The sequence below is a fragment of the Enterobacter cloacae complex sp. 402C9 genome, assembly GCF_050030745.1.
Classification (GTDB): Bacteria; Pseudomonadota; Gammaproteobacteria; order Enterobacterales; family Enterobacteriaceae; genus Enterobacter; species Enterobacter intestinihominis.
Window position 1 is genome coordinate 1299865 of record NZ_JBLGUW010000001.1, and the last position, 18577, is coordinate 1318441.

The following is an 18577-nucleotide window of genomic DNA, read 5'->3' on the forward strand; positions in this document are numbered from 1 at the left end:
ACAGAGAATGGCTATTCCAAAATTAACCGCATATGCGCTGCCAACCGCCGCCGAACTGCCGACCAGTAAAGTAAGCTGGGCGTTTGAACCGGAGCGCGCCGCGCTGCTGATCCACGATATGCAGGAGTACTTCCTGAATTTCTGGGGCGAAAATAGCGACATGATGCAGCAGGTGGTGGCGAACATCGCTAAACTGCGCGCGTACTGCAAAGAGCACAATATTCCGGTGTACTACACCGCGCAGCCGAAAGATCAGAGCGATGAAGACCGCGCCCTGCTGAACGATATGTGGGGGCCGGGTCTGACTCGCTCACCGGAGCAGCAGCGCATCGTCGCTGAGCTGACCCCGGACGAAGCGGACACCGTGCTGGTGAAGTGGCGCTACAGCGCGTTTCACCGCTCCCCGCTGGAGCAGATGCTGAAAGAGACCGGCCGCAACCAGCTTTTGATCACCGGCGTGTACGCCCACATCGGCTGCATGACCACCGCCACCGACGCCTTTATGCGCGACATCAAACCGTTCTTTATCGCCGACGCGCTGGCGGATTTCACCCGCGACGAGCACCTGATGTCGCTGAAATACGTGGCCGGACGTTCGGGCCGCGTGGTGATGACCGACGAGCTGCTGCCGTCTGTTCCGGCAACGAAGGCCGCGCTGCGTGAGCTGATCCTGCCGCTGCTGGACGAGTCCGACGAGCCGATGGATGACGAAAACCTGATCGACTACGGTCTGGATTCAGTACGGATGATGGCGCTCGCCGCCCGCTGGCGCAAAGTGCACGGCGACATTGATTTCGTGATGCTGGCAAAAAATCCGACCCTCGATGCCTGGTGGGCGCTGCTCTCCCGCGAGGTGAAGTGATGGCTTTTGATTTTACCGGTAAAACCGTCTGGGTGACGGGCGCGGGTAAGGGCATTGGCTATGCGACCGCGCTGGCATTTGTGGAGGCCGGGGCGCAGGTGACCGGGTTCGATCTGGCTTTCCCTCACGGCGAATATCCGTTTGCCACCGAAACACTGGACGTGGCGGATGCGGCGCAGGCGAGTGATGTCTGCGGGCGTTTGCTCAGCAGCCTTGAGCGGCTCGACGTGCTGGTTAACGCGGCGGGCATTCTGCGTATGGGCGCGACGGATCAGCTTTCGCAGGAGGACTGGCAGCAGACCTTTGCGGTCAACGTCGGCGGCGCGTTCAACCTGTTCCAGCAGACGATGGGCCAGTTCCGTCATCAGCAGGGCGGGGCGATTGTGACCGTAGCCTCTGACGCGGCGCACACGCCGCGCATCGGCATGAGCGCCTACGGCGCGTCGAAAGCGGCGCTGAAAAGCCTGGCGCTGACCGTCGGGCTGGAGCTGGCGGGCAGCGGCGTACGCTGTAACCTGGTGTCGCCGGGTTCTACGGATACCGACATGCAGCGCACGTTGTGGACCAGCGATGATGCGGAACAGCGGCGCATTCGCGGCTTCGGCGAGCAGTTCAAACTCGGCATTCCGCTCGGTAAAATTGCCCGTCCGCAGGAGATTGCCGCGACCGTGCTGTTCCTGGCATCCGATGCCGCCAGCCATATCACCTTGCAGGATATCGTGGTGGACGGCGGCTCCACGCTGGGGGCGTAATGATCTGGAAACGTCATTTATCCCTCGACGAACTGAATGCCACTAGCCAGAACACGATGGTGGAACACCTTGGCATCGTCTATACCCGCCTCGGGGACGATACGCTGGAAGCGGAGATGCCGGTGGATGCGCGCACCCACCAGCCGTTTGGCCTGCTGCACGGCGGTGCGTCGGCGGCGCTGGCGGAAACGCTGGGGTCGATGGCCGGTTTTCTGATGACCCGCGACGGGCAGAATGTGGTGGGCACGGAACTGAACGCTACGCACCACCGCGCGGTCTCTCACGGTAAGGTGCGCGGCGTATGTCAGCCGCTGCATCTGGGCCGCTCCAGTCAGAGCTGGGAGATTGTGGTGTTCGACGAGCAGGGGCGGCGGTGCTGTACGTGTCGGTTGAGTACGATGGTGCTGGGTTAGATTGTGCGGCGGGAGTGCCGGGTGGCGGCTTCGCCTTACCCGGCCTACGAAACATGCAGACCCGGTAAGCAAAGCGCCACCGGGCGGTTGTTACAACATCGATACCACCCGCTTCAACAGCCGAATTCGCGGCGCAATGGACGCTTTATCCAGCCATTCCGCCGGGCTGTGGAACCCGGCGCCAACCGGCCCGAAGCCGTCAAGCGTGGGGATGCCGAGCGCGGCGGTGTGGTTGGCGTCGCTGCCGCCGCCGACTGCCTGCCAGGTAATGTCGATGCCTTCCGCTTTACCCGCCGCTTCAACCTGCTGCATCAGCGCCTGCGTCGCGTCGCTCGCGGCCATCGCCGGTTTGTGATTAACCCGCGTCAGCGTGGTGGTCACGCCGTCTAAAAAGCCTTGTTCACATAACAACTCCAGCGCCTGGTTCACCCGGTCATACTCGTCGTTTTCCCAGAAGCGAACGTCCAGTTCTGCCACAGCGCTGTCCGCGACCACGTTCGCCGCGCTGCCGCCCTGAATCACGCCGACGTTAAGTGTAGTGCCGCGATCCCAGTCCGTCAGCGCATTGATGGCGATAACGCTCTTTGCCAGCGCGGTGATCGCCGAGCGGCCTTTTTCCGGGTCATTGCCCGCGTGTGCCGCCACGCCGCTAAAGGTGAGGTGATAGCCCGCCATCCCTTTACGCGCTTTCACCAGCGAACCGTCGGCGCGGGCGGCTTCGCACACCAGCACGCAGCGGGAACGCTTAGCCAGCTCGCCAATCCACTCATGGGAATGGACAGATCCGGTCTCTTCGTCCGGGTTCATCGCAACGGCAATCGCGAGACGATCGTTGTCTGCGGCGTCAAGCGCGCGCATTGCCCACAAAATATTCAGAAGTCCGCTCTTCATATCCGAGACGCCGGGGCCGTACAGGCGGGTTTCATCCTCGCTCAGCGGACGCGCGGCCACGGTGCCGGCGGGAAATACGGTATCCAGATGCCCGACCAGCAGCACGTCGAACCGTTCCGCCTGCGGCTTGTTACTGACGAAGACGCCGGGGCCCACCTTGTCGCCCAGGTTCACCTGCTCCGTATGCCAGCCTTCGCGCTGCCACAGTTGCTGCATGATGCCTGCAACAGCGGCGACGCCGTCAATCGTCTGGGTGCCGCAGTCTACGTTCACCAGGGTTTTCAGCTCTTCGATATAATGGTCAAGATTCATGTTCACGTCCTGTTCAGAGAATAATGCGCATCAGCAGCATGGCTAAGAAAGCGTTGACCACCGAGAGGGCGATCATCAGCGGAATACGTTTGGCGCGGGTGCCAATCACCCCCAGAATGCGGCCCAGGTACTGCACCTGCGAGCCCATCAGGTAGATGGCGGGCGCCAGGATCGCCAGGTGCTCGCCGGTGAGGATGCCTTTATCAAACAGGCCGATGGCAACGCCGATCCCGCCGCCCATCGACATCCAGCCGCCAATCAGCACGGCGGCCGCTTCGCCCGGCAGGCCAAACAGGCCCATCAGCGGGGAAAAGATTGTGCCCAGCCCTTTCAGCGCGCCGGTAATTTCCAGCGCCTTGATGATGATAAAGGCCATCACCACGTTGGGCAGCGTGCTGCTGGTGGCAATGCTCCAGCCTTTGCGCGCGCCTTCGATAAACACATCGGTAATGACGGGATTGGACTGTGGGGCACTCATGCGGCGTCTCCTTTATGGGTAAACGTCAGGATCAGGCGCAGCAGATTGGCGCCGACAATTTTCATGATAAACATCACCGCGATACAGGCCCCGATGGAGGTGGGCACCGCCGCCGTGCCGTCAACGGCGAGCAGCGTGAAGAGGATCGCCCCGGAAGAGAAAAAGTTGGTGATCATCGCCCCGGCGGAGAACTGGAACATGGCGAAAACGTCTTTCTCTTTTTCGCTGATTTGCCCTTCATCAGAGAGATTACGGGTAAGCGACGCGCCCACGTCGGTACTTTGCAGGCTGCCAATCAGCGCCAGCCCGGTGGTGCCAGGGATCCCCAATAGCGGGCGCAGCAGAGGAGTTAAGAGTTTGCGCGCGGCACGCAGGGCGCCATAGTGCTCCAGCACGTTGATCATCCCCAGCGCGAACATCACCGCAGGAATTAAACCGAGCGCGAAGAGAAACCCGTCCATCGCGCCGCTGCCGCCGGTGCCGCGAAAGGCGCTGCTGGCTGTTGTTAACGTACCGTCATCCAGACTGGCTTTGCTGACCACTTTGCCAAATGCGCCGTTGAGGGTGGTGAAATCAAAGACGCCGTACCACTCTTGTCCGCCTAACAGACCCGAGAAGAAAACGGCTGCAAACGCCAGCGCGAAGTACGCGCCCGGCCCGACCTGACTATCCTGAGGTACTGAACTGTTCATATCCTTTTCCTTGTATGCACGCGATTGCGCAGGATCATTCTGGCGAGGTTATGGCCAAAAAAAATGATACAAATCATTCCGTAAGGCGGTGTCTGGCCGAAAAAGGTAAAAGTGTGAACGGTGACGCTACGAAAGTGATCGGCTTAACAATGTGGTGTAAATGTCTGGTTTGACCACGCATTATTGCGTTTCAAAGTTGTTAAATTTTATCCGTTGTTCTAGAAACAAAATGTAACATCTCACTGTTTCACAACAACGGATAACCATTATGAACAACTCAGGGAAATACCTTATATGGGCAGGGCTCTCCGTTGTGGGAGCCTTTGCCCTGGGCTACATCGCCCTCAACCGGGGGGAGCAGATCAATGCGCTCTGGATCGTGGTCGCCTCCGTCTGCATTTATCTGATCGCATACCGTTTTTATGGCCGTTATATCGCGAAGACGGTACTGGGCGTAGACGGCACGCGCATGACGCCGGCCGTGCGTCATAACGATGGTCTGGACTACGTGCCGACCGATAAAAAAGTGCTGTTCGGTCACCATTTCGCGGCGATTGCCGGGGCAGGCCCGCTGGTGGGGCCGGTACTGGCGGCGCAGATGGGCTATCTGCCGGGGATGATCTGGATCCTCGCGGGGGTGGTGCTGGCGGGCGCGGTGCAGGACTTCATGGTGCTGTTCGTCTCCACCCGTCGCGACGGTCGTTCGCTGGGTGAGCTGGTGAAAGAGGAGATGGGGGCAACTGCCGGGGTGATTGCGCTGGTGGCGACCTTTATGATCATGGTCATCATCCTCGCGGTACTGGCGATGATTGTGGTGAAAGCCTTGACCCACAGCCCGTGGGGAACCTATACCGTCGCCTTCACCATTCCGCTGGCGCTGTTCATGGGGATCTACATTCGCTATCTGCGTCCGGGACGCATTGGTGAAGTTTCAGTCATTGGCCTGGTGTTCCTGGTGTTTGCTATTATCTCCGGTGGCTGGGTGGCGGAAAGCCCGACCTGGGCACCGTTCTTCGACTTCACCGGCGTGCAGCTGACCTGGATGCTGGTGGGCTACGGCTTCGTGGCGGCGGTGCTGCCGGTATGGCTCCTGCTGGCCCCGCGTGACTACCTCTCTACGTTCCTGAAAATTGGTACCATCGTCGGGCTGGCGATCGGCATTCTGATTATGCGCCCGACCCTGACCATGCCTGCCCTGACCAAATTCATTGACGGCACCGGCCCGGTCTGGACCGGCAATCTGTTCCCGTTCCTGTTTATCACCATCGCCTGTGGGGCAGTGTCTGGCTTCCATGCGCTTATCGCCTCCGGGACCACGCCGAAGATGCTGGCGAATGAAAATCAGGCCTGCCTGATTGGCTATGGCGGCATGCTGATGGAATCCTTCGTGGCGATTATGGCGCTTGTCTCGGCCTGTATTATCGACCCGGGCGTGTACTTCGCGATGAACAGCCCGATGGCGGTACTGGCCCCGGCCGGCACTGTTGACGTGGTCGCCTCTGCTGCGCAGGTGGTGAGCGGCTGGGGCTTTGCGATTACCCCTGAAACGTTGACGCATATCGCTAACGAGGTCGGCGAGCAGTCGATTATCTCCCGTGCGGGCGGGGCGCCGACGCTGGCGGTGGGTATGGCCTACATCCTGCACGGTGCGCTGGGCGGGCTGATGGATGTCTCGTTCTGGTATCACTTCGCCATTCTGTTCGAGGCGCTGTTTATCCTGACGGCGGTGGATGCCGGTACGCGCGCGGCGCGCTTTATGTTGCAGGATCTGCTGGGGGTGATCTCCCCGAATCTGAAACGTACCGATTCACTCCCGGCTAACCTGCTGGCGACGGCACTGTGCGTGCTGGCGTGGGGCTACTTCCTGCATCAGGGCGTGGTCGATCCGCTGGGCGGCATTAACACCCTGTGGCCGCTGTTCGGTATCGCCAACCAGATGCTGGCGGGCATGGCGCTGATGCTTTGTGCCGTAGTCCTGTTCAAGATGAAGCGCCAGCGTTACGCATGGGTGGCGCTGGTGCCAACGGCGTGGCTGCTGATCTGTACCCTGACAGCAGGCTGGCAGAAAGCCTTCAGCCCGGACAACAAGGTGGGCTTCCTGGCCATTGCCAACAAGTTCCAGGCGATGATCGACAGCGGCAAGATCCCGGCGCAGTACACCGAATCTCAGCTGTCCCAGCTGGTGTTTAACAACCGTCTGGACGCCGGGCTGACCATCTTCTTTATGGTGGTGGTTGTGGTGCTGGCGTTGTATTCTCTGAAAACCGCGCTGGCGGCGTTGAAAGTCGACACGCCAACGGCGAAAGAGACGCCGTATGAGCCAATGCCTGAGAACCTGGACGAGATTGTCACCCAGGCGAAAGGGGCGCATTAACCCGTGTGCCGGGTGGCGGCTTCGTCTTACCCGGCCTACATTTCTTATCCTCCCTCTCCCTCCGGGAGAGGGCCGGGGTGAGGGAAACAAACGAGAAACTGATTATGTTCGACACCCTTTCCAAAGCAGGTAAATACCTGGGCCAGGCCGCTAAAATGATGATTGGCGTGCCGGATTACGACAACTACGTCGAGCATATGCGCGTCAACCACCCGGATCAGACGCCAATGACCTACGAAGAATTTTTCCGCGACCGCCAGGACGCCCGTTATGGCGGTAAGGGCGGGGCGAAGTGCTGTTAACCCTCTTTCGGTAAATAGAGGCTGATTTGCTCCTGCTTGCAGCCATAAATTGCCGCCAGCTTTTCGCGTGTGCGCTTTTGCGGACGGGAGTCCAGCGCTTCCAGCTGTGATACAGCGGACTGGCTGATGCCGAGTTTTTCCGCCACCTCCTGCTGGGATAGCCCGCGCAGGATACGCCACGCGGCCTGCAGGCTGACGTTCTCGCTATGCATGATGTCGCACACTTCACCCGGTAAACCTACGTTATCGTAGATATCTGATTCGTAAGGGATGTCTTCCCAGTCGTTTTCATCATCGTCATCATACTCAAGCATGGCTAAACGCATGCGAAAATATTCATCGTAGGGAATGACAACATACTGTTTTTTTCCTTCTTCATCCTTGATGAACTGAACAGTCATATTCCGTATGCTCCTCATGAAGGTAGGTGGTGGTTGTCCGGCGTTTTACCGCCACTACGTAGCAGATATCACCCGGCGGATCCCCGAAGGTGTAAATGACCCTGTAATCACCTAATCGCAACCTGTAGTGGTTTTCGGGAGAAGATAATTTCTTGATATCCGCGACAGGTGATGTTTTATCATCCATCTTCTCCAGCCTGAATTTAATGCGGTTCTGATATCGCGTATCGATTTTAGAAAATTGCTTCTCTGCTGTTTTTGACCACACGATCTTCATCCGTACCTCCACTGTACGCCCACACAAAACATAAGGAAATAATAAGACTATTAGATAAATTCCGAATTTCTTATGGGGTACTGTAGAGCGGAGAAAAACCGCGAGAAAGCGGCAAAACGCGAATCGTCGAGGCGACTCGAACAGGCCTCTGCCGGGCGACAGAGGCATACAGTAAATTTGCGATCAGGCGTTCAGACCGCCGTCGACATCCAGACCGGCGCCGGAAATTTGCCCCGCAGCCGGGCTGGCGAGGAAGGTGACCGCCGCTGCGATATCCTCCGGCTGGCCGTAATGACCAAGCGCGATCATCCGGCGCTGGGCTTCCGCCTGCTCGCCGTCTTCCGGGTTCATATCGCTGTTGGTCGGGCCGGGATGAACCAGGTTGACGGTAATGCCGCGCGGGCCTAAATCGCGGGCCAGACCCCGGGTAAGGGAGTTTAGGGCCGATTTGGTCATCGAGTAGACGGCGATCCCCGGCTGCGCCACGCGGTTCGCCAGACAGCTGCCGATGTTGATGATGCGTCCGCCGTCAGACATATGCACCAGCGCTTCCTGAATGGCGATCACCACGCCGCGGATATTGACGTTGATCAGAGCGTCGATGTCCGCCAGGGTCATGGACTCCAGCGGGCCGCCGCGTGCAATCCCGGCGTTATTGACCAGAATATCCAGCCCGCCGAGGGAGCGCGCCGCCTGCGTGACCGCATCCTGAATCGCCTGCGCGCTGGCGCTGTCGGCCTGAATCGCCTCGCCGTGTCGCCCCAGCGCGTTGATTTCATCGACGACCTGCTGGGCTTTATCGACGGATTTTTCGTAGGTGATAACCACATCGGCACCGGCGCGTGCCAGCGACAGCGCAATTGCCCGACCCAGCCCACGACTGGCGCCGGTGACCAGCGCCTTTTTACCTGTTAAATCGATCTGCATGATGACCTCGTTGCAAGAGTGGAGAGAATCATCATTAGGTATAGCCCGTCGGCGCGATTAACGGCTGAAGGATTCCACCTTCTCAAACGCGGCGCGCAGAACGTCAGGGCTTAACGTAATCGGTAAAAAGTGAATCGACTCCACCGGGCGCAGGGTGTGAGCAATGACCTTGTCCAGCTCGTCGCGGTTATGGATATCGACCTCCAGCGCGCGAAGCGTGGTCGGCAGGTTAAAACGCTGGTATGCCGCCACCAGCTGCGTCAGCACGTCCTCCTGACCGAGCAGGGCGCTCTGCACCAGAATGCCGTAGGCCACCTTGGTGCCGTGGAGGTATTTTTCCGTCTGCGGCAGCACGGTTAAGCCGTTGTGCACCGCATGTGCCGCCGCCACGCGGGTATAGCGTTCGCCCAGACCGCCGACCATACCGCCACCGGCGATAACGGCGTCCACCACGTCCCGAAACGCCTGCGTCTGGTCGCCGCGCTGCTGGTCGGCCAGCGCCTCTTCGCTGCGCTCCAGCAGCACGTCGCGGATCGCCAGCGCACCGTTCAGGCCAAGACGCACGGTCAGCGGCAGGTTTTCCGGTTCAGGGGCGAGTACCGCCGCTTCGTACCACTTCGCCAGCGTATCGCCGATGCCTGCCAACAGGTATTCCGCCGGGGCGTTAAGGATGATTTGCGGCTCCACCAGCACCAGATAGTTGGCGTCGTCAAAAATCTCAAACTGTAGCGCCTGCCCTGCATCGTTGTACCACACGGAGAGCGGGGTCCACGCCGCGCAGGTGGCGGCGATGGTGGGAATGCCCACGAACGGCACGCCCAGACGACGCGCCACGGCCTTGACGGTATCCATTACCGCACCGCCGCCCACGCCAATCACCACGCTGGCTTCACCACCCGACGCGTTCACCAGATGAGTGACGTCACGCTCGCTGCAATGGCCCTTAAACAGCAGATGTTTTGCCCCCGTCGCGTTAAAACTCTGCGGCAGATAAGGGCGTGCGCCCTCGATAGCCCGCTCGCCGTAGATCCACACCGCGCGGGAAAGCTGTTCCGGAGTAAAGAAATCATCCAGGTGCGCAAGGCTTCCCGGATGAGAGAAGTAGTTCGCCGGGCCGGGCACGACGCGGATATCGGTGTTGCTCATGAAGTTGTCCTTTTTTAGCAAGCGCTAACCCGATGTTATGTCTGGACATCCGGATGGCTAATAATATTTCGCTTTATCTTATGCCTTTTCCGTCGTTGTCAGTCAACCGGAGCTGTGAAAAATTCGCTAAATCAGAAGAGTAATGAAGGATTTACGCGGATGGTTTCCAGTCGCCTTGAGATGCGCGGTATCAGCCTGGCCTTTTCCGGCTTTCAGGCCCTGTCGCGCGTGGATTTCACCCTGAATGGCGGGTCGGTGCATGCGCTGACCGGCGCCAACGGCGCGGGAAAATCGACGCTGATGGCGGTGCTGTGTGGGACGCACGATCGTTATGAAGGCGAAATCTGCATTAACAACCAGCCGGTAAGCATCCGCGAGCCGCTGGACGCCAAACGGCTGGGTATCCACCTTGTGCAGCAGGAGGTGGACGTGGCGCTGATCCCCGGGCTGAGCATTGCGGAGAACATTATGCTCGACCAGCTGGCGCAGCCGGGACACCGCTACAGCTGGCGCGCGATTCGTCAGCAGGCGCGGCAGGCGCTGGCGCAGCTGGATGTTTCGCTGGACGTTCGCCGTTCCATCGACAGCTGCACGCTGGCTGAAAAGCAGCAGATTTTGCTGGCGCGGGCGCTCTCGCACCACTGCCGTTTTCTCATTCTTGATGAGCCCACCGCGCCGCTGGACGCGCACGAAAGCGAGCGTCTGTTTGCGGTAGTAAGACGTCTGCAACAGCAGGGCATTGGCGTGGTGTTTATTTCTCACCGCATTCACGAGCTGAAGGCCATCTGCGACACCCTGACGGTGCTGCGCGACGGCAGGCTGATTGAGTCCGGCCCGATGGCGGATCTGAGCGGAGAGGAGATCGTCGAGAAGATGCTCGGCCACGAGCTGAGCGATATCTATCCGCCCCCGCGACCGCCGCACGGTGAAGAGATGCTGCTGCGGGTGGAAGGCCTGCACGACGACGCGCTGCTGAAAGATATCTCCCTGCATCTGCGCAAAGGTGAAATCCTCGGCATTGCCGGGCTGGCGGGGGCGGGGAAAACGGAACTCTGCAAGGCGCTGTTTGGCGCCAGCAAAAGCCGCGTGGCGCGCGGCGAGCTGAACCATCAGGCCTGGAAACCGCGCGATCCGGCAGACTCGGTGCTACGCGGTCTGGCGCTGGTGCCGGAGGAGCGGCGCAAAGAGGGCATTTTTATCGACGAGCCGGTGAGCATGAACCTTGCCGTGTGTGCCGATAACAGCTTCTCGCGCTGGAGCCTGTTTGGTCATCGTCAGGCGTGGCGCTGGGCGGAAGAGGTGATTGCCCGCGTCGGCGTGCGCACGCGCGGGCCGGGGCAGGTGCTGCGTCGGCTTTCCGGCGGTAACCAGCAGAAGGTCGCCATCGGGAAATGGCTGCGCAATGACGCCAGCGTGCTGATATTCGACGAGCCGACCAAAGGCGTGGACGTGAAGGCCAAAACCGATCTGTTTCAGCTGATCGACGGCCTGGCGCGCGAGGGTAAAGGGGTGATTTACGCCTCGGGTGAATTTGCCGAGCTGGTCGGTCTGTGCGACCGCATCTGCGTGCTGTGGGACGGTCGCATCGTGGCGGAAATCGCCGGGGCAGAGGCCCGGGAAGAAACACTACTTTATTATTCAACCGGAGGAACGGCGTCGTGAGCAAGGCCCTTTCAGTGACCACGGCGGCGTCTGGCCGTCAGCAGATTTTCGATTTTCTTTATAAGTGGGGCATGCTGCTGACCGTCGTCGCGCTGGTGGCGGTGTTTGGCCTGGCGTCGGACAGCTTCCTCGACCCGAACAATATCATCAACATTCTGCGCTCGATTGCCATCGTGACGGTGATTGCCGTTGGCGTCTCTATTTCGCTGACCGTCGGCGGGTTCGACCTCTCCGTAGGATCTACCGCGTCGCTGGCGAACGCGCTGGTGATTTCGCTTTTCATCTGGCACGGCTTCGGCACCACCGAGTCGATTCTGCTGACCCTCGCGCTCTGTACGCTGGTCGGCCTGTTTAACGCCTTTCTGATCGTCATCCTGCGCATTCCGGACATGCTCGCGACCCTTGCCAGCCTGTTTGTCATTCAGGGTGTGGCGATGACCTACAGCTACGGCGGGTCGATTACCGAGAACATGGTACTGCCGAGCGGCGACATGGCGGAAGGGACCATTCCGGCGGCGTTTGGCCTGCTCGGGCAGGTGCCGACCATTGTGATCGTCATGCTGGTGGTGACGATGCTGGCACAGCTGGGCCTGTCGCTGACCACTCATGGACGCCGGATGTACGCCATTGGCGGCAACCCCGAAGCCGCGCGCCTCTCCGGCATTCGCACCACCCGCTACAAGGTGGCGGCCTACGTGATTGCCTCTCTGCTGGCGGGGCTGGGCGGCATTCTGCTGGCCTCGCGTATTGGATCGTCACAGGTGAATGCGGGCGGCGGCTACCTGATGGACGCGGTGGCGGCGGCGTGGATCGGCTTCTCGCTGGCCGGATCCGGCAAGCCGAACGCGCTGGGTACGCTGGTGGGGGCGGTGATCCTCGGCGTGCTGTCGAACGGGCTGGTGATGCTCTCCGTGCCGTATTACGCCATGGACATTATAAAAGGGCTGGTGCTCGCGGTAGCGCTGGCGATTACCTACATACAAAAACGCTGACAACACAACGGGATAATAAATGAAAAAGATTGCGCTCTCTTTGGTAGCTCTTGGGTTACTCACTTCTCTGCCGGGCCTGGCGGCTACCCCCGCGCCGGTTCCGACCGCCATTGCCAGCCATGACGGCCCGATCCGCATCGCGGTGATCCGCAACCTGGGCTCGGACGACAACACCACGCAGTTTGTTGCCGGGGCGATTCAGGAAGGGAAAAAGCTCGGCTTTAAGGTCAGCACCTTTTTAAGTAACGGGGACGACGCCAAATTCCAGGATTTCGTTAACCAGGCCATCAGCCAGAAATACGACGGGATTATTCTCTCTCAGGGGCGCGATCCGTACTCCACCGCGCTGGTGAAGAAGGCGGTGGATGCCGGGATCAAAGTTTCGGTGTTTGATACCGCTGTGAACGGCGAGATCCCGGGCGTAACCGTTACCCAGCAGGACGATGCCTCCCTGACCAACCTCTCTTTCGGCCAGCTGGCGAAAGATTTCAACGGCAAGGCCAATATCGTCAAGCTATGGGTCGCGGGCTTCCCGCCGATGGAGCGCCGTCAGGCGGCCTACAAAGAACTGCAAAAGCAGTACCCGGAGATTAAAGAGCTGGAGTCCATCGGCGCGGTCTCCTCTGACGTGCAGGGCGACACTGCCAACAAGGTGGGCGCAATCCTCGCGAAATACCCGAAAGGTAAAATCGATGCCATCTGGGGTACCTGGGATGCCTTCAGCCAGGGCGCGTATAAGGCGCTGAAAGAGAACGGCCGAACCGAGATCAAACTCTACAGCATCGACATCTCCAACCAGGATTTACAGCTGATGCGCGAGCCGGGTAGCCCATGGGCAGTGAGCGTGGCGGTGGATCCGAAGCTGATTGGCGCGACCAACGTACGCCTGATTGCCAATAAGATTGCCGGAGAAGCGACGCCTGCCACTTACGATTTCAAGGCGGCGGCCATTCCGCAGGCGCTGCTGACCGCCCAGCCGGGCGCGGTGAACGTGGCGTCTCTGGGGAAAATCATTCCGGGCTGGGGCCAGACGGAAGATTTTGTTGCGCCGTGGTTTGCGACGCTGGAAGCCAGGTCAAAATAATGGCCGGTGGCGCTTTGCTTACCGGGCCTACGGTGTTGTAGGCCGGATAAGGCGCAGCCGCCATCCGGCGAAAGGACTTATACATGTCTGCATTACCTCAACCCGAATACAGCCGCAATATGCGGCTGATTGGCCATAGCGATCAGGGCGGTCGCCCGGACGGCGTGCAGCTGATGGTGCACCGCGGTTTCGCCTATATCGGCCATATGGTGTCGCAGGGCTTTTCGATAGTGGATGTGCGCGACCCGAAAAAACCAAAAGCCGCAGGATACGTGCCTGCGCCGCCGGGTACCTGGAATGTGCATCTCCAGGCGCATGACGACCTGCTGCTGGTGATCAACGCCCGGGATCTGTTTGCCGATGCGCGTTTTGCCGACGAGAAGGTCTACTACACCCGCCAGGTGGGGGAGATCGTCAGCGATGTGCAGGATAAAGGCTGGAGCGCCGGGCTTCGCGTCTTTGATATCTCCACACCGGACAGGCCACGCGAGATAGGCTTTTTATCGCTGAGCGGCATCGGCATTCACCGCATCTGGTACGTCGGTGGCCGCTGGGCGTATGTCTCAGCGCTGATTGACGGCTTTACCGACTACATCTTTCTGACCATCGATCTGGCGGACCCGCGCAAGCCTGAAGTGGCGGGACGCTGGTGGCTGCCGGGGATGAATCAGGCCGAAGGCGAACAGCCGAACTGGCCGGAAGGCAAACGCTACGCTCTGCACCATGCGATTATTGCAGGCGATACCGCGTACGGCAGCTGGCGCGACGGTGGCCTGACGCTGCTGGACGTGAAGGACCGCACCCGGCCTAAGCTCATTAGCCATCGTAACTGGAGCCCGCCGTTTGGGGGCGGGACGCACACCGCGCTTCCGCTGCCGGATCGCGACCTGCTGGTGGTGCTGGACGAGGCGGTGCTGGATAACCAGCAGGACGGCGAGAAGCTGATCTGGCTGTTTGATATCCGCGAGCCGTCGAACCCGGTGAGCATTTCTACCTTCCCGCAGCCGGATGAAACCGACTACGTGGCGAAAGGGGCGCATTTCGGCCCGCACAACCTGCACGAGAACCGGCCGGGGAGCTTTGTCAGCTCAACGCTGATCTTCGCGACGTACCAGAACGCGGGCGTGCGCGCGTATGACATTTCCAATCCGTATCGCCCGGTGGAAACGGGGGCGCTGGTGCCCGCGGCGCCGGAAAAGATGATGGATACGCGGCCCAATCGCCCGCAGGTGATCCAGTCGTGCGACGTGTTTGTGGATGCGCAGGGGATTATTTACAGCACGGATTATAACGGCGGGATGACGGTGATTGAGTATCTGGGGTGAGTTTTTGCCGGGTGGCGGCTTCGCCTTACCGGGCCTACATTTTGCACCCGTAGGCCCGGTAAGCGCAGCGCCACCGGGCAAACGTTCTCAACTGTACTGCCGCACCCGCGCTACCAGCTCTTCCGCGCTGTCGATGCGGTCAGCAATCACAATCAGCGCCTTGCCGAGGGATATCGCGTGGCGCAGGCATTCGTGACGCATCGCTTCATCCTGAATGGTGTCGATATCCGCCACATGGGAAAGCCCGACGCTGCGGCGAATCAGCTCGGTGCCGCAGAATCCGATGGCATCGTGCCAGACCTTTTTCAGGAACGCAGAGGCATAGCCCGGCGCGCTCAGCGCGGCGTCGCGCGTTTTCTCATTCGCCAGCGCCTGGAAGCGCTCCGCGAAGGTGTTCCACAGTTCCTGAATATCGGTCAGGCGCTGCTCGCGCGCGGCGGCGGCATCGCGAATGCCCAGATGCCCCGGCAGGCCGCAGAAGTTCAGCAGCAGGTTGCCGATGGCAGTGCCAACGTCAAAGCCAATCGGGCCAAAGTAGCCGAACTCGGCGTCGATGGCCTTCAGGCTGCTGTCGGCCACAAAAATTGAGCCGCTGTGAATGTCCCCGTGCAGCAGGGCTTCGGCATGCGAAAAGAAGCGGTGCTTCAGGGAGGCCACGGCGATTTTAAGCTGGGCGTCGTCGCGCAGGGCGGCAACATCGTTCTCCAGATCGGCCGGGTAGCTATTGCGCGCGTGGATCTGGTACGGATCGTTGAAGAACAGATCTTCGGTGATCTCGCACATCTCCGGGTTGATGAATTTTGCCACCTGCGCTTTTTTCTCGTGCGGATGCAGATAAAAATCGCTGGTGTGGAACAGGGTGTGAGCCAGATATTCACCCAGCTGCCGCGCCGCCTGCGGGTAGTAAATGTTGTTAATCAGCTCGCCGCGCCAGATGCGATGGCTGGAGAGATCTTCCATCACCATCACCGCCAGTTTCGGGTCAAAGTGGTGGATTTTCACCGTGTGCTCAGGGCTGTGCTTGTAATGCTCGACCAGGGTTTGCGCCTCCAGGCGAGCGCGATCCAGCGTCAGCGGCCAGGACTCGCCGACGCAGCGCACATAGGGCAGCGCCTGCTTAACGACGATGCGGCTCACCCCCGCGCTATCGAATATTTTAAAGACCAGGTTGAGGTTGCCGTCGCCGATTTCCTGCGCCTCCACCAGCGATGACGGATCGTCAAGTCCGCCAAACTGCCTGGCATACTCCACGGCGTCCTGAGCGGTAAAGGTACGGTATTGCGACATGGCCTGCTCCTCAGTTTTGCTAATTAAGACATGTAGACGTCTATACATCTGGATTTCATCCTGACACAATGTGCTACAACAACGCAACAGGGAATTAACGACATGCAGACATTACAGACGACCAGCCTGCGGGTGGCGAATAATCAGCTCTTTATTCTCGACCAGCAGGCGCTTCCGCAGGAGAAACGCTGGCTGGATGCCTCGACGGTGGAGGCGCTGGTTGGGCATATCCACGCTCTGCGGGTGCGTGGCGCGCCGTTAATTGGTCTCTCTGCAAGCCTGCTGCTGGCGCTGTTAGCGGAAAGCGGTAAAAGCCGCGACGAGCTGGCGGCGGCGCTGGAGACCCTGCGTGCCTCCCGCCCGACGGCGGTGAACCTGATGAACAATCTCGACCGCATGAAGATTGCGCTGTGGCAGGAAGCGTTCGTTCCGGCGCTGGTGGCTGAAGCGCTGCGCCTGATTAATGAAGACAAACGGCTTTGCGACGCGATTGCGAAAGCGGGTAGCGCGCTGGTGAAGCCCGGCAGCCGCCTGCTGACCCACTGCAATACCGGCGGGCTGGCAACGGCGGGCGTCGGGACGGCGCTGGGGGTGATTGCCCGCGCGCATCAGGCAGGCAACGTCAGCAACGTCTGGGTGGATGAAACCCGTCCGCTGTTGCAGGGCGGCAGGCTGACCGCATGGGAGCTGGGCGAGCTGGGCGTGCCGTATCAGTTGATTACAGACTCCATGGCCGCCAGCCTGATGGCAAAAGGGCAGGTGGATGCCGTGTGGGTGGGGGCAGACCGCATTGCCGCCAACGGCGACGTGGCGAACAAAATCGGCACCTATTCCCTGGCGGTGCTGGCGAAGTTCCACGGTATTCCGTTCTACGTCGCCGCCCCGCAAACGACCCTCGACCGGGACTGCCCGAACGGTGACGCGATCCCGATTGAGCAGCGCGCGGCCAGCGAAGTGACGGGCGTGGCGGGAAGCTTTGGCGCGGTGCAGTGGGCGCCGCAAGAGGCGCAGGTCTATAACCCGGCGTTTGACGTTACCCCCGCCTCGCTGATTAGCGGCTGGGTGCTGGATACGGGCGTGGTCACCCCTGAAGAGGTAGCGAAAGGGAAATTCGCCTGAGTGGGACTATCCTTGTAAGGGGTTCCCTTTAGAGGACGTTATCGTGACGCTCGATCCTGAAACAGACTTAAAACTGGAACGCGTGGTGGACGCACCGCGCGACCTGCTGTGGCTCTGCTGGACCACACCGGAGCACATCAAAAACTTCTTCATTCCTGCTCCCCATAAGGTGACTGAATGCGACTTCGATCTGCGCGTGGGTGGGCGGTTCAATACCGTGTTTGAGGTGGACGGGCAGCGGATGGATAACCGGGGCGTATTTCTTGAAATCGATCCGGGGAACAAGCTGGTCTTTACCGATGGCTATACTGAGGGCTGGAAGCCGGCTGAAACGCCGTTTATGACGGCGATCCTGCTGCTGGAAGATGTGGGGGAGGGCAAAACCCGCTACACGGCGATTGCGCGTCACCCAACGAAGGAGATCCGCGAGCAGCATGAACAGATGGGCTTCCACGAGGGGTGGGGCGTGGTGTTGGATCAGCTGGTGGGGTATGTGAAAGGGCTAAAACGGTAGTGCCCTTAGACCCCCTCTCCCTTGAGGGAGAGGGCTGGGGTTAGGGGGGAGAATTCATTGATTATGTTGAAGACAGATTTCTCTTTTTGGTATTCCTCATCTGACGAAATACTCGCTCTCCCTTTTCATCAAAGTATCTTTCCGGCCATATCACATCGGGTGGAATGTCTGGCGCCTGAGCGGTAAGCAGTTCACCTTTGGGCCATGGTCGGGTAAGTGCGTTTGCCAGTGTGGATGAGGAAAGGCCAGCCTTTCTGGACAACGCAGCCAGGCTTGTTCCATGTTTCTTTAGTGCAGCGATAATATCGGCCGGGTGCCAGTTCTGATGTTGCATTGTGTCCTCCTTACATGTGTTCGTTACGTGCTCAATTATCCTGTTTTGGGATAAGAAGGCAACGGGAGGATATTCGATTTCAGGATATTTGTATGGAATCGGAACAATGGCTTCAGTTTACTCGGATGAATACCAGCGTGTTATCAATGCGTTGAAGAAAGCGCGTAAAGAGAAGGGGATGACTCAGGCGCAGCTTGCGGAGGCACTGGGAAAACCACAATCGTTTATTGCTAAAGTGGAAAACGGTGAGCGTAGGTTGGACGTGGTGGAGTTTGTGCATCTGGCGAGGCTGGTTGGCGCAGATGTGCAGAGGATTATCGCCAGTATTTAATTAATGCCTGAGTATGGAACTGACCCCCTGAGCCGTATGTTCCCCTCACCCTAACCCTCTCCCCAGAGGGGCGAGGGGATAGCACGGTGCTCGCATTACTTT

21 protein-coding genes are annotated in these 18577 nt (G+C 59.7%); 12 read left to right on the forward strand and 9 right to left on the reverse strand.

Annotated elements, in window-relative coordinates; genetic code table 11:
• The first annotated feature begins 7 nt into the window (after positions 1–7).
• Genes ACQG1K_RS06150 through entH form a run of 3 tightly spaced genes read left to right on the forward strand, consistent with a single transcriptional unit; the run spans position 8 to position 2027 of the window.
• Positions 8–862, forward strand: a complete 855-nt coding sequence (locus tag ACQG1K_RS06150) for an isochorismatase (protein WP_022647383.1) — start codon at positions 8–10, stop codon at positions 860–862.
• Positions 862–1614 (forward strand): 2,3-dihydro-2,3-dihydroxybenzoate dehydrogenase EntA, encoded by a 753-nt coding sequence (gene entA, locus ACQG1K_RS06155; RefSeq protein ID WP_015571174.1) that lies wholly within the window; start codon positions 862–864, stop codon positions 1612–1614. Before ACQG1K_RS06150 ends, entA begins: the two co-directional genes overlap by 1 nt.
• Positions 1614–2027 (forward strand): proofreading thioesterase EntH, encoded by a 414-nt coding sequence (gene entH, locus ACQG1K_RS06160; protein WP_022647384.1) that lies wholly within the window; start codon positions 1614–1616, stop codon positions 2025–2027. Before entA ends, entH begins: the two co-directional genes overlap by 1 nt.
• A gap of 90 nt (positions 2028–2117) precedes the next feature.
• Here the strand turns inward: entH and ACQG1K_RS06165 are convergent, their stop codons facing one another.
• Genes ACQG1K_RS06165 through ACQG1K_RS06175 form a run of 3 tightly spaced genes read right to left on the reverse strand, consistent with a single transcriptional unit; the run spans position 2118 to position 4400 of the window.
• A complete protein-coding gene (locus ACQG1K_RS06165; protein ID WP_058677444.1) occupies positions 2118–3230 on the reverse strand; it encodes a M20 family metallopeptidase in 1113 nt (370 codons plus the stop codon).
• A gap of 13 nt (positions 3231–3243) precedes the next feature.
• The gene (locus tag ACQG1K_RS06170) at positions 3244–3708 is read right to left on the reverse strand and encodes a YjiG family protein (RefSeq protein ID WP_023305665.1); all 465 of its coding nucleotides are present in this window, start codon (positions 3706–3708) and stop codon (positions 3244–3246) included.
• Entirely contained in the window at positions 3705–4400 is a 696-nt protein-coding gene (locus tag ACQG1K_RS06175; RefSeq protein WP_022647389.1) for a nucleoside recognition domain-containing protein, read from the reverse strand. Before ACQG1K_RS06175 ends, ACQG1K_RS06170 begins: the two co-directional genes overlap by 4 nt.
• Positions 4401–4668: 268 nt before the next feature.
• On the opposite strand from ACQG1K_RS06175, the gene cstA reads away from it, so the two are divergent.
• The gene (gene cstA / locus ACQG1K_RS06180; protein WP_038415638.1) at positions 4669–6774 is read left to right on the forward strand and encodes a pyruvate/proton symporter CstA; all 2106 of its coding nucleotides are present in this window, start codon (positions 4669–4671) and stop codon (positions 6772–6774) included.
• 104 nt (positions 6775–6878) lie between these two features.
• A complete protein-coding gene (locus ACQG1K_RS06185; protein WP_006809671.1) occupies positions 6879–7076 on the forward strand; it encodes a YbdD/YjiX family protein in 198 nt (65 codons plus the stop codon).
• Here the strand turns inward: ACQG1K_RS06185 and ACQG1K_RS06190 are convergent.
• The 4 genes from ACQG1K_RS06190 to ACQG1K_RS06205 form a co-directional block, all read right to left on the reverse strand.
• Positions 7073–7477 carry a helix-turn-helix domain-containing protein gene (locus ACQG1K_RS06190; RefSeq protein ID WP_038415640.1) on the reverse strand — a complete coding sequence of 135 codons (405 nt, stop codon included), beginning with the start codon at positions 7475–7477 and terminating at the stop codon, positions 7073–7075. The two genes, ACQG1K_RS06185 and ACQG1K_RS06190, sit on opposite strands and share 4 nt — an antisense overlap.
• Entirely contained in the window at positions 7452–7754 is a 303-nt protein-coding gene (locus ACQG1K_RS06195; protein WP_032624689.1) for a type II toxin-antitoxin system RelE family toxin, read from the reverse strand. Before ACQG1K_RS06195 ends, ACQG1K_RS06190 begins: the two co-directional genes overlap by 26 nt.
• A gap of 183 nt (positions 7755–7937) precedes the next feature.
• Complete coding sequence (locus ACQG1K_RS06200) at positions 7938–8681, reverse strand: SDR family NAD(P)-dependent oxidoreductase (protein ID WP_038415642.1); 744 nt, start codon at positions 8679–8681, stop codon at positions 7938–7940.
• Positions 8682–8738: 57 nt separating this feature from the next.
• Positions 8739–9827 (reverse strand): oxidoreductase, encoded by a 1089-nt coding sequence (locus tag ACQG1K_RS06205; protein WP_063147002.1) that lies wholly within the window; start codon positions 9825–9827, stop codon positions 8739–8741.
• Positions 9828–9986: 159 nt separating this feature from the next.
• On the opposite strand from ACQG1K_RS06205, the gene ACQG1K_RS06210 reads away from it, so the two are divergent.
• From ACQG1K_RS06210 to ACQG1K_RS06225, 4 genes are all read left to right on the forward strand, one after another.
• Positions 9987–11489: a sugar ABC transporter ATP-binding protein gene (locus ACQG1K_RS06210; protein ID WP_046618927.1), complete on the forward strand. Its 1503-nt coding sequence runs from the start codon at positions 9987–9989 to the stop codon at positions 11487–11489.
• On the forward strand, positions 11486–12481 hold the full coding sequence (locus tag ACQG1K_RS06215) for an ABC transporter permease (RefSeq protein WP_367075695.1): 996 nt from the start codon (positions 11486–11488) through the stop codon (positions 12479–12481). Before ACQG1K_RS06210 ends, ACQG1K_RS06215 begins: the two co-directional genes overlap by 4 nt.
• A gap of 19 nt (positions 12482–12500) precedes the next feature.
• Complete coding sequence (locus ACQG1K_RS06220) at positions 12501–13565, forward strand: sugar ABC transporter substrate-binding protein (protein WP_023299568.1); 1065 nt, start codon at positions 12501–12503, stop codon at positions 13563–13565.
• A gap of 83 nt (positions 13566–13648) precedes the next feature.
• A complete protein-coding gene (locus ACQG1K_RS06225) occupies positions 13649–14890 on the forward strand; it encodes an LVIVD repeat-containing protein (RefSeq protein ID WP_367075693.1) in 1242 nt (413 codons plus the stop codon).
• Positions 14891–14977: 87 nt separating this feature from the next.
• Here ACQG1K_RS06225 and mtnK read toward each other — a convergent pair whose 3' ends face one another.
• Positions 14978–16177, reverse strand: coding sequence for an S-methyl-5-thioribose kinase (mtnK, locus tag ACQG1K_RS06230; RefSeq protein ID WP_367075691.1), 1200 nt, complete (start codon positions 16175–16177; stop codon positions 14978–14980).
• A gap of 102 nt (positions 16178–16279) precedes the next feature.
• Here mtnK and mtnA point away from each other — a divergent pair, with 102 nt between their 5' ends.
• Together mtnA and ACQG1K_RS06240 are read left to right on the forward strand one after the other, a co-directional pair.
• The gene (mtnA, locus tag ACQG1K_RS06235) at positions 16280–17296 is read left to right on the forward strand and encodes an S-methyl-5-thioribose-1-phosphate isomerase (RefSeq protein WP_126292013.1); all 1017 of its coding nucleotides are present in this window, start codon (positions 16280–16282) and stop codon (positions 17294–17296) included.
• A 43-nt stretch (positions 17297–17339) separates the two neighbouring features.
• On the forward strand, positions 17340–17810 hold the full coding sequence (locus ACQG1K_RS06240; RefSeq protein ID WP_367075689.1) for an SRPBCC family protein: 471 nt from the start codon (positions 17340–17342) through the stop codon (positions 17808–17810).
• A 61-nt stretch (positions 17811–17871) separates the two neighbouring features.
• Here the strand turns inward: ACQG1K_RS06240 and ACQG1K_RS06245 are convergent, their stop codons facing one another.
• Positions 17872–18144 carry a helix-turn-helix domain-containing protein gene (locus ACQG1K_RS06245; protein WP_046618920.1) on the reverse strand — a complete coding sequence of 91 codons (273 nt, stop codon included), beginning with the start codon at positions 18142–18144 and terminating at the stop codon, positions 17872–17874.
• A 106-nt stretch (positions 18145–18250) separates the two neighbouring features.
• Between ACQG1K_RS06245 and ACQG1K_RS06250 the strand changes: the two genes are divergently transcribed.
• On the forward strand, positions 18251–18475 hold the full coding sequence (locus tag ACQG1K_RS06250; protein WP_023299573.1) for a helix-turn-helix transcriptional regulator: 225 nt from the start codon (positions 18251–18253) through the stop codon (positions 18473–18475).
• Positions 18476–18577: the final 102 nt, after the last annotated feature.

Excerpts from the sequence above, each read along its gene's own strand:
- ACQG1K_RS06150 (WP_022647383.1), top strand. The coding sequence starts at position 8 with ATGGCTATTCCAAAATTAACCGCATATGCGCTGCCAACCGCCGCCGAA.
- entA (WP_015571174.1), top strand. The coding sequence starts at position 862 with ATGGCTTTTGATTTTACCGGTAAAACCGTCTGGGTGACGGGCGCGGGT.
- entH (WP_022647384.1), top strand. The coding sequence starts at position 1,614 with ATGATCTGGAAACGTCATTTATCCCTCGACGAACTGAATGCCACTAGC.
- ACQG1K_RS06165 (WP_058677444.1), bottom strand. The coding sequence starts at position 3,230 with ATGAATCTTGACCATTATATCGAAGAGCTGAAAACCCTGGTGAACGTA.
- ACQG1K_RS06170 (WP_023305665.1), bottom strand. The coding sequence starts at position 3,708 with ATGAGTGCCCCACAGTCCAATCCCGTCATTACCGATGTGTTTATCGAA.
- ACQG1K_RS06175 (WP_022647389.1), bottom strand. The coding sequence starts at position 4,400 with ATGAACAGTTCAGTACCTCAGGATAGTCAGGTCGGGCCGGGCGCGTAC.
- cstA (WP_038415638.1), top strand. The coding sequence starts at position 4,669 with ATGAACAACTCAGGGAAATACCTTATATGGGCAGGGCTCTCCGTTGTG.
- ACQG1K_RS06185 (WP_006809671.1), top strand. The coding sequence starts at position 6,879 with ATGTTCGACACCCTTTCCAAAGCAGGTAAATACCTGGGCCAGGCCGCT.
- ACQG1K_RS06190 (WP_038415640.1), bottom strand. The coding sequence starts at position 7,477 with ATGACTGTTCAGTTCATCAAGGATGAAGAAGGAAAAAAACAGTATGTT.
- ACQG1K_RS06195 (WP_032624689.1), bottom strand. The coding sequence starts at position 7,754 with ATGAAGATCGTGTGGTCAAAAACAGCAGAGAAGCAATTTTCTAAAATC.
- ACQG1K_RS06200 (WP_038415642.1), bottom strand. The coding sequence starts at position 8,681 with ATGCAGATCGATTTAACAGGTAAAAAGGCGCTGGTCACCGGCGCCAGT.
- ACQG1K_RS06205 (WP_063147002.1), bottom strand. The coding sequence starts at position 9,827 with ATGAGCAACACCGATATCCGCGTCGTGCCCGGCCCGGCGAACTACTTC.
- ACQG1K_RS06210 (WP_046618927.1), top strand. The coding sequence starts at position 9,987 with ATGGTTTCCAGTCGCCTTGAGATGCGCGGTATCAGCCTGGCCTTTTCC.
- ACQG1K_RS06220 (WP_023299568.1), top strand. The coding sequence starts at position 12,501 with ATGAAAAAGATTGCGCTCTCTTTGGTAGCTCTTGGGTTACTCACTTCT.
- ACQG1K_RS06225 (WP_367075693.1), top strand. The coding sequence starts at position 13,649 with ATGTCTGCATTACCTCAACCCGAATACAGCCGCAATATGCGGCTGATT.
- mtnK (WP_367075691.1), bottom strand. The coding sequence starts at position 16,177 with ATGTCGCAATACCGTACCTTTACCGCTCAGGACGCCGTGGAGTATGCC.
- mtnA (WP_126292013.1), top strand. The coding sequence starts at position 16,280 with ATGCAGACATTACAGACGACCAGCCTGCGGGTGGCGAATAATCAGCTC.
- ACQG1K_RS06245 (WP_046618920.1), bottom strand. The coding sequence starts at position 18,144 with ATGCAACATCAGAACTGGCACCCGGCCGATATTATCGCTGCACTAAAG.
- ACQG1K_RS06250 (WP_023299573.1), top strand. The coding sequence starts at position 18,251 with ATGGCTTCAGTTTACTCGGATGAATACCAGCGTGTTATCAATGCGTTG.